Annotated in this window: 9 protein-coding genes; 1 reads left to right on the forward strand and 8 read right to left on the reverse strand. The window is 46.8% G+C overall.

Annotated features, from left to right (window positions below; translation table 11 throughout):
* The first annotated feature begins 256 nt into the window (after nt 1-256).
* Complete coding sequence (locus DW657_RS15425) at nt 257-1030, forward strand: TlpA disulfide reductase family protein (RefSeq protein WP_233547151.1); 774 nt, start codon at nt 257-259, stop codon at nt 1028-1030.
* Nucleotides 1031-1100: 70 nt separating this feature from the next.
* Here the strand turns inward: DW657_RS15425 and DW657_RS15430 are convergent, their stop codons facing one another.
* From DW657_RS15430 to DW657_RS15465, 8 genes are all read right to left on the reverse strand, one after another.
* The gene (locus tag DW657_RS15430) at nt 1101-2219 is read right to left on the reverse strand and encodes an efflux RND transporter periplasmic adaptor subunit (RefSeq protein ID WP_118313326.1); all 1119 of its coding nucleotides are present in this window, start codon (nt 2217-2219) and stop codon (nt 1101-1103) included.
* A gap of 23 nt (nt 2220-2242) precedes the next feature.
* Nucleotides 2243-3490 carry an ABC transporter permease gene (locus DW657_RS15435; RefSeq protein WP_118313327.1) on the reverse strand — a complete coding sequence of 416 codons (1248 nt, stop codon included), beginning with the start codon at nt 3488-3490 and terminating at the stop codon, nt 2243-2245.
* Between the two features lie 76 nt (nt 3491-3566).
* Entirely contained in the window at nt 3567-4826 is a 1260-nt protein-coding gene (locus DW657_RS15440; RefSeq protein WP_118313328.1) for an ABC transporter permease, read from the reverse strand.
* A gap of 15 nt (nt 4827-4841) precedes the next feature.
* On the reverse strand, nt 4842-5558 hold the full coding sequence (locus DW657_RS15445) for an ABC transporter ATP-binding protein (RefSeq protein ID WP_006848206.1): 717 nt from the start codon (nt 5556-5558) through the stop codon (nt 4842-4844).
* Nucleotides 5559-5720: 162 nt separating this feature from the next.
* A complete protein-coding gene (locus DW657_RS15450; protein ID WP_117663920.1) occupies nt 5721-6092 on the reverse strand; it encodes a GntR family transcriptional regulator in 372 nt (123 codons plus the stop codon).
* Nucleotides 6093-6111: 19 nt separating this feature from the next.
* Complete coding sequence (locus DW657_RS15455; RefSeq protein ID WP_147381975.1) at nt 6112-6954, reverse strand: hypothetical protein; 843 nt, start codon at nt 6952-6954, stop codon at nt 6112-6114.
* A gap of 13 nt (nt 6955-6967) precedes the next feature.
* Entirely contained in the window at nt 6968-7792 is an 825-nt protein-coding gene (locus tag DW657_RS15460) for an ATP-binding cassette domain-containing protein (protein ID WP_118313330.1), read from the reverse strand.
* 248 nt (nt 7793-8040) lie between these two features.
* On the reverse strand, nt 8041-8697 hold the full coding sequence (locus DW657_RS15465) for a hemolysin III family protein (RefSeq protein ID WP_089545411.1): 657 nt from the start codon (nt 8695-8697) through the stop codon (nt 8041-8043).
* Nucleotides 8698-9017: the final 320 nt, after the last annotated feature.

Here is a 9017-nt window from a genome sequence, read left to right on the forward strand (position 1 = left end):
TCAATCACTTATAAAAAATACGTACTTTCTTCAGATGAAAGTTCTGCTTTTTTCTAATTTTATAGAGACATTCTGTTGTAGTTTCTTTATTTTTTCGTACTTTTGCAAAAAAAAGAGGGATGAAAGGGCAAGTTACCAATACAAATAAAAGTTAAAAGTGCGTTCCTTTAGTTTACTCAATGGTAAGAGTTGCGTATTTTCTAATAAGAATAAGTATGTAGGAAACATATAAAAGAGATATACAATGGAAAAGAAAATGATAAAACAAATGATGATGGCGTTGCTTTTGGCGATGATGCCTTTTGCTGCAAGCGCACAGGAAACTCCTGTCGTACAGGAACAAGCAGATAGTTTGCTGTCTCCTAGTATAATGGTGAATCGACATTTCTATGTCAAGGATTTGCCTTTGGATGTATCGAAGGTAAAGTCTATGTCAGCCATCAAGTATGGAGAAAATGGCAACTTGATGATTTTTACGATGTATCCCAACTTTACTATACCTAAGGAATGGGAAAAATATGAGATACCTCGCAGTAGAGTGAAATCTCTATCAGAGATAGAAGACCAAATAGAGACCAATCAGCAGATGTTGTCTTTGACGAGGCATAACGAGAATACTGACGCATTGTGTGGCAAGCCGTTGCCAGGTTCCTTTACTTTGTACGATTTGAACGGAAAACTTTGGACAGAACAATCGCTCAAGGGACATAAGGTAGTTATCAACGCATGGTATTCAGGCTGTGGACCTTGTTTGCGAGAAATGCCTATCCTTTCGGAGTGGAAGAATAAGTATCCTAATGTGATATTTCTCTCTGTAAACTTCGAGAAAGCTGATAAGGTAAGGAAGATAACGGAGGCACGTGGCTTCAATTGGACTCATCTTTATGGTGATAATTATTTCGTGAAATTTGTTGGCTCAGGCGGTTTTCCTCTCTTCATCGTCCTAGGTGAGGATGGCTTGATACGTTATATGGTGAATGGTACCAATGAGAAGATACGTCAGGATATTTTAAACGTTATCAATAAGTAGTAAAAGCCAAAGGGGGCATTTTGTGTTCATCCCCCCTTTGGCTTTTACTGCTTATTCTATACTGCTAAGATTATTCTTCATCATCCTTGTTGTCTGCCACAACCTGCGGACCTCTTACCTTGTCCTTCAGGCTCAGGCCTTTCTTGATTTCGATGTTCACACCATCGCTCAAGCCGGTGGTTACTTGCTTGCGCTCGTAGGTCTTCTTCTCGCCGCTGCCCTTTACGATATAAACAAAGGTGCTGTCGCCGCTGAACTCGATAGCACTCTCGGGCACGGTAATCACGTGGTTAGCCTTTGCCAATACTATCTCGGCGTTGGCGCTGTAGCCGGAACGGATCTTGCCGCCCTTTACAGAGCGGACGGCTGCCTTTACCTCAAACTGGTTGGCACCATTGTTCTCTACAGCCTTTGGAGAAATGTACTCCAGGTCGGCATCAAACTTCAGGTCCTGCATCGCTCCGATGGTAATCTTCATCGGCATTCCCACTACCAGATTGCCCACTTCGGTTTCGTCGATGTTGCCACGGAAGATGAGGTCGTTCATGTTTGCCACACTGGCGATGGTGGTTCCGTCATTAAAGGTGTTGGCAAGAATCACGGAGTTACCCACCTTGACAGGAATATCGAGGATAATTCCCGAAATGGTAGAACGGATGAGGGTGGAAGAGGCACTGGCGTTGCTCTTGGAAACACCATCACGAACCACTTCGAGCGCATCAAGGGCGGCAACTTTCTCCTCCTTTGCCTGTTGCAACGACTGTTTTACCTTATCAAACTCATCGGCGCTGACCAGCTGCTTCTTGTAGAGCTGTTCCTCGCGACCGTAGTTTACCTGTGCCTGCTTCAGGTTAATCTCGGCAAGGCGCACACGAGCCTGTGCCGAACTGAGCTGTCCCATATCCGGAATCACCTTTACCTTGGCGATTACCTCGCCTGCCTGCACGAAATCGCCTGCTTGCTTGCAGATTTCGGTGATGATACCGCTAATCTGAGGCTTTACGTTCACCTCGTTGCGAGGTTCGATCTTACCCGTAATCACTGTGGTCTTCAACACATCGCCCATCTTTGGGGTAAACTCGGTATATTCCACAGGCTTAGGCTGTGATTTCTCATAAAGGAACACGAAGGTTCCGATGAAAATCAAGGCGACTATCGCCGCAACTATCAACTTTGAATACTTTTTCATATCTTTTATATCTTATTTTTCTTTTATTCGTCTCTCATTGCATCTACCGGCTTGATGCTCATGGCTCGCCACGCTGGGGCAAGTCCGGCTAGGCCACCGAGGATGCAGATGAGGATGGCTGAGGAGATGGCTGTCCAGAAATCTACCTGGAAGTGGGCGGTGAGAATGCCATCCGTGGTGTTCGCCATCTCCAGCATCTGCAGGATGGCTACTCCGAAGATGATGCCGCTCATGCCTGCCACCAGGGTGAGGATAATACTCTCTGAGATGATTTGCGAGAGAATCATCTTTGGCGTGGCGCCGATGGCTCGGCGAATGCCTATCTCGGTGGTTCGTTCCTTCACCGTTACCATCATGATGTTGGAAACTCCGATGGCGCCGGCGAGAAGGGTGCCGATACCTACCAGCCAGATGAGGAAGTTGACACCCTTAAACAGGTTGTCGAGCATCTGGAAGAGCACCTCCGTATTGAACACCATGATTCCTTTTTCGTCTGAAGGGTCGATGTTGTGAGCCCTGGCTATGGTTTCACGCATTCGCTGGGCGATGCTGCTCATCACCACGCCCGGCTTACCGGTGGTGGCGATGATGTCGATGGCTGTTCCGCGGTTGTAGGCGGTGCGGAGCACGGATTGCGGAATGGTGATGGTTTCGTCGGCTCTACCGCCGAAGTTCACGCCATTTCCCGAGCGGTAATCCACACCCACCACCGTGTAATAGGTGGAATCCACTCGCACGCTCTTGCCGCACGGGTCACCGCCGCCGGGGAAGAGGGTCTTGTAAATCTGTTTGCCGATGACGCAAACCTTGCGCTGGCGGCGCACATCCATCTCGTTGATGTATCTGCCGTAAAACATTTTAGGTGCGGAAACCTGGGCGTAATCGGGATTCACGCCCTGGGTGCTGCCGCTGAATTTCTTGTCGCCAAACACCACCGACTTGTTGCCTCCGAAGAGCAGCGGGGTGATGACATCGAGTTCGGGCACCCTGTGGCGCAGTCGCTCCAGGTCTTTCTCTTCCATCTGCCAGGAACGCCCCTTGTTGAATCCCTTGTAGGGCTTGGTAGTGTTCTGCGCCCAGATGATGGCGGTGTTGGTGGCGAAGCCTGCGAAGTTGTTTTGCAGTATCTCCTTCAGTCCCTGACCGCCACCCATCAGGGCGATGAGCATAAACACGCCCCAGAACACGCCGAAGCCCGTAAGCAGACTGCGGCTCTTGTTCCTCGTGATGGTATCAAGAATCTCTTTATATGTATCTAAATCTAATCGCATAGCCTATTCTCTATATATAATAAGGTGTAAGCAAGAATGAATTCAACATTCAACACTTAACATTCAACATTTTGCATTACTCCGCTCTCAGCGCCTCTATCGGTCGGATTCTTGCAGCCTTGATGGCTGGGATGAGTCCGGCGATGGTGCCTGCGATGACGATGGCGATGGTAGCACCGATGCAGGTGCCGAGGCCCACCGTAGGGTTCACAAACATGGCGGCTTTAAACAGTCCGGTATCTATGGTGGTGTGGCCGATGGTTGCGTCCATGATTTCGTTTGCCGCCACGCCACAGACCATTCCGATATAGCCGAAGAATGAGGTGATGATGATGCTCTCGGTGATGATGAGCTTCAGTATCGACCAAGGTTTGGCACCGATGGCTTTTCTTACGCCAAACTCTCGGGTTCGTTCCTTCACGGTGATGAGCATGATGTTGCTAACACCCACGATGCCGCTCAGCAGGGTGAACAGACCCACTATCCAGAGTGCCGTCTGCATGATGGCGATTCCCTGGTTCATCTGGATATTGTCCATGTATCGGTTCCAGAGCCAGATGGTGCGGTCGTCATCGGGTGCAGCCTGATGGTTGTTGTTGATGCTGGCACGATAGTTCTTCTCAAACTGCTCGTTATCCTCCTGGGTCTTCAGATTCTTGATGGTGAACTCCAGACTTCCTGCATCATCGCCCTTGGCATAGATGGTCTTTATGGTGGAGTAGGCGATGAAGGCTTCGGTATTGTTGCGCGATTCATCATCCTTGTAGATTCCCACTACCTGGAAGTTGAGGTTGCTGATCTTTACGTTCTTGCCCACCAGCGAACGGTAGTCTTTGCAGAGTTCCTTGGCCTGGCTTCGGCTCAGCACCACATTTTTGCGCTGGTCCTTCATATCGATTTCGTTGATGAATCGTCCGGCAATCAGCTCCGTCTTGTCGATTTTGGGATGTGTAGGAGCCACACCCACCAATGACTGGCTTGCCACATAATTATCGCCGTAGTTGATGTTCACGTTATACTGTTCCAATCTTCCACCCACATCATCCACGTACTGGCCGTAGGTCTGGTTGCTGATGAGGATGTCCCTGTCGTTGAGCGTGATGCTTCTGCCTTCCTTCAGTCCCTTGTAAGCCTTGGAGGTTTCGCCTGGGAATACTCGCATGGAGTTGGCAAGGAATCGGGTGCTTTGCTGCAACTGGGCATTAATCAGTCCGTTGCCGGCGCCCAGCAGGAATATCAGCATGAAGATTCCCCAGGCAACGGCAAATCCCGTGAGCGAAGTGCGGAGCTTGTTGCGCTTCGACGTGCTCCATATTTCTTTGATTAATTCTCTCATGTTCCAAGTTCAAAGTTATTTCACGTAGTCTTTCGATACGAGATGATGGTCTCTGTTGTCTTCGATGCTTCCGATGAGTCCGTCTTTGATATGGATAACCTTATCGGTCTCGTTGGCTACACCGCTTTCGTGGGTTACCACCACGATAGTCATTCCCTCTTTCTGGTGCAGTTCCTTCAGCAGGTCCATCACTTCCACGCTCGTTTTGGAGTCGAGGGCTCCGGTAGGCTCATCGGCAAGGATGATTTCGGGTTTGGTGATGAGGGCACGGGCGATGGCTACACGCTGCTTCTGTCCTCCCGACATTTCGTTAGGATAATGGTTGGCCCATTGTTTCAAGCCCAGTTTTTCGAGATATTCCATCGCCAGTTCGTGGCGCTTCTTGCGGCTCACGCCCTGGTAGAAGAGTGGAAGCTCCACGTTTTCCACCGCCGTCTTGAACGAGATGAGGTTGAACGACTGGAAGATGAAGCCGATCATCTTGTTGCGGTATTCGGCAGCACGGGTTTCCGAGAGGTCTTTGATGAGCACATCATTGAGTCGGTATTCGCCCGTATCGTAGTTGTCGAGAATACCCAGTATATTTAATAAGGTGGATTTTCCCGAGCCGGAAGCACCCATGATGCTGACGAACTCGCCACGTTCGATGTCGAGGTCGATGCCCTTCAGCACATGGAGTGGCTGAGCACCCTGGTAGGTCTTATTGACGTCTTTTAGATGAATTAATGACATATAATACGCTTGTTTATTGATATGAATTTTAAACGTTAGACGCTTGCAACCTTCTGAAAGTTGCAAGCGTAACTCTTTTTTTAAAACGTTATTACATACACCTTATTATATATAAGGCAAAGACAGAAGCTATAAATATATATTTGAGGATGAATAGTGTCATCATATCCTTATCTTTTTGAGATTCTTCTCCAACTCTTCCTTCACTTCGTCGATGGAGATGTCGAGAAGCTGCATTTGTCGGGCGAGTTCCGGGAGTCTTTCTTTCATAAACTCCTTTTTGCGGGTTTTCTTAATCTGCTTCTTGGCTCCAGCGGAAACAAAGTAGCCCAGGCCTCGCTTGTTGTAGATGATCTCGTCGGTGGCAAGCAGGTCGTATGCCTTCACGGTTGTGTTGGCATTCACCTCCAGCAGCACGGCGTATTCCCTGACGCTCGGTATTCGCTCGTCTTCCTTGTACTTGCCCGCCAGAATCTCATCGCTCAGTCGCTCGGCTATCTGTACGTATATTGCTTTATCGTTACTGAAATTCATAATCTTCAAATTTTAATTCCTAGATGTTGATCCACTTGTTGCAGATAACCTGCATGCGGGTGAAGAGCTTATAGGATGCCCAATAGTTGAAGGCTGCCAAAGCCAGGAAAACAAAGAATGCTGTAATTGTTATACAATAGTCAGCTGTGGAACCATTGCTGAAGTTAATATGACTGAAGAAATCAAAAACTCCAGCTTCTCCTAATTTGTTGATTATGTATCCCAAAATCATACTAAGAAGAATGCCCGTGCAAGCTGTTAGCAATACAGGCAGCTTGCGATAGAATGTTCCGCCAAGTGTTGCGAAAGAATGGGAAAATAGTATGAATGAATAGAGGGTAATCCATTTCAGCCAGTCGTTGTCGAAAGGTTGAATTATGGGAATAATATGGCTGAGCACAGCCCAGGTGATGCTGATATGAAAATCTGGAGTGATGATGAAACTAAAGATGAACTGTATAACATCGGCCAAGATTACTGCTGCAAAAAGTTGAACCAAAGCACCGATACTCATCATGAGTAGTCGGGCCACAAACTTCTCTAGATTACAAGCAGGAAGCATCAGGAAACTCTCTCTTTGCAATTTAGTCTTCATGTTATTGAATATACAACTTGCCAAGACGTAGAACGCGATGAATGCTACTACAGAAAAGAACATGCAAACACTTACCTGGTATTGATGACCAGCCAGCTCTACATCGGTTGAGTTAATCCAATATCTCATGCTAAAAAGTCGCAATACACAATAGAGGGAAATGCCGATGGCGAGACCTGCTGTAGCTCCAAGATGACGCTGCCAGTTGGTGAGAATATCCCAACGAAGTACCATGCTTAATCTATGTAAATCGAAATTCTTTTTCATAATCGTCTAATTTTTAATCGTTTAATTTTCCATTAATTACTGCATTGAAGAGCAACTCCAGGTTCATCTGTGTTTCCTGTTTTCCCTCCTGACGCTTGCAGATGGCTGCATTGCCCTGCAGGGTTGGCTCGGTGTAGAGCACGGTGTCGTCCATTTCCTGTGGGTTGCGGTATTCGAAGGTGTATTTCTCGCAGATGTTTGAAATAGATGCGTCGAGCAGCAGTTGGCTCTGGTTCATGATGATGATGTGGTCGAGCAACGACTCTACATCGTGCACCTGATGAGTAGAGATGATGAGGGTGCGGTCTTCCGTCATGTTGTTGGCGATGACCTTACGGAACTGGCTCTTCGATGGGATGTCGAGACCATTGGTTGGCTCGTCCATCAGAAGAAAGCGGGTACCCGTGGCGAGTGCGAAACTCATGAATACCTTCTTCTTCTGTCCCATCGAGAGTTCGTTCAACTTGAGAGAGAGTGGTAAATCAAAATCCTTGAGGCAACGGTCCAGCACTTCCTGCGAGAAGTTAGGATAGAAACCCTGGTTCATCTTCACGTAGGTGGCGAGGGAAACGTTGGGCAGTTCAAATTCCTCGGGCACCATGAAGATGTCCTTCAGCATCTCGGCTTTGCGATCTTGTGCCGAAATGCCATCCACGAGAACGGTACCTTGTTGCTGGCGGAGCAATCCGCTGATGAGGTAGAGCAGGGTGCTCTTGCCAGTACCGTTCTTACCAAGCAAGCCATAAATATTGTTCTCCTTGAGTTCCAAAGAGAAATCTCTAAATACAAGGTGCTTGCTACCTGGGTATCTGAAATCAATGTCTTTAATCTGTATCATAATCTTTAATGTTTTAGTGTACTACTTCAATAGAACACTGCAAAGGTATGCTTTTTCCCAATAAGTTCCAAACTTTTGGGCAATTATTTTCATACTTTAACGTAATGTTAACATTATCACCTTATTATATAAAGGCAAGGGCATTGGTCATAAAAGAAAAAGGATGTTTTTCTAAAAAACAAAGGCATCGAAAAGCCTTCACTTTTCGATGCCTTGATTCTTATTCTTGGTTTCTATTCTTGAGTCGTTTAGATATATTTCATCAGAATGTCCCAAACGGCGATGATGTGGCAGACGCTACCTGCCAGGACGAAGAAGTGGAACACGGAGTGCATGTATTTCTTCTTGTTGATACTGTAGAACACGGCACCCGTGATGTAGCAGACGCCCTCTGCGATAATCCAGATAACCGTGGCTGGGGATACGGAATCTATCAGAGGCTTGAATGCGACAAGTACCGATAATCCCATACCCACAAAGCAGAGCGTCTCCAGATTACTGTGGTCCTTGAGTTTGGCAAAGCTCATCACCGTGCCTGCTATGGCGCATGTCCAGATGAAGATAAAGAGGCTCCATCCCCAATAGCCTTGTTCGCGCATCGCAATCAGGGTGATAGGAGAGTAAGAACCGGCAATGTGCCAGTAGATGGCGGCATGATCCCATTTGCGCAGTCGCTCCTTCCATTTGCTCCAGGCTGAGATGGCGTGGTAGGTGGTAGAGGCGATGTACGACATCAGCATGCCGAACAGGTAAAGGATGATGCCTGCCGTGGCCCATCCGTTGTGCATGGTAAAGCACCAATAAAGGAAGATGGCTCCTACGACAACGCCCATCAGGATGCCTCCTGCATGCGACCAGGAGTTCCAAAGCTCCTCCTTGTGACTGAAATGTATTTTGAGTTTCATATAGCTTTATTTTTTTTGTCTCTTTTGGATTGTATGATACATGATGTTTGCGGGGCAAAGATACTAAGAAATTCCGAGTTTAATGATTTTTTTAGTGATTGTTATGATATGGATGTGATAATCTGGAGTATTTATCCCTGCTTCCGACTCATTTATTTGCTTTATTTGCTTGATGTTTGACCTTTTGTGCTTTATTCCCAAAATAATTCAAGAAAGTGTTGGCGGTTCTTGTTTATTTTCTTATTTTTGCATTCGAAAATTTATCAATAGCAATAACTAATAACGTATATAATAAATATGAACTATAATAATAAAAATGA

The organism is Prevotella sp. AM23-5 (assembly GCF_003473645.1).
In the GTDB taxonomy this organism is placed as follows: Bacteria; Bacteroidota; Bacteroidia; order Bacteroidales; family Bacteroidaceae; genus Prevotella; species Prevotella copri_A.

Excerpts from the sequence above, each read along its gene's own strand:
- DW657_RS15440 (WP_118313328.1), bottom strand. The coding sequence starts at position 4,826 with ATGAGAGAATTAATCAAAGAAATATGGAGCACGTCGAAGCGCAACAAG.
- DW657_RS15445 (WP_006848206.1), bottom strand. The coding sequence starts at position 5,558 with ATGTCATTAATTCATCTAAAAGACGTCAATAAGACCTACCAGGGTGCT.
- DW657_RS15465 (WP_089545411.1), bottom strand. The coding sequence starts at position 8,697 with ATGAAACTCAAAATACATTTCAGTCACAAGGAGGAGCTTTGGAACTCC.
- DW657_RS15430 (WP_118313326.1), bottom strand. The coding sequence starts at position 2,219 with ATGAAAAAGTATTCAAAGTTGATAGTTGCGGCGATAGTCGCCTTGATT.
- DW657_RS15425 (WP_233547151.1), top strand. The coding sequence starts at position 257 with ATGATAAAACAAATGATGATGGCGTTGCTTTTGGCGATGATGCCTTTT.
- DW657_RS15460 (WP_118313330.1), bottom strand. The coding sequence starts at position 7,792 with ATGATACAGATTAAAGACATTGATTTCAGATACCCAGGTAGCAAGCAC.
- DW657_RS15450 (WP_117663920.1), bottom strand. The coding sequence starts at position 6,092 with ATGAATTTCAGTAACGATAAAGCAATATACGTACAGATAGCCGAGCGA.
- DW657_RS15435 (WP_118313327.1), bottom strand. The coding sequence starts at position 3,490 with ATGCGATTAGATTTAGATACATATAAAGAGATTCTTGATACCATCACG.
- DW657_RS15455 (WP_147381975.1), bottom strand. The coding sequence starts at position 6,954 with ATGAAAAAGAATTTCGATTTACATAGATTAAGCATGGTACTTCGTTGG.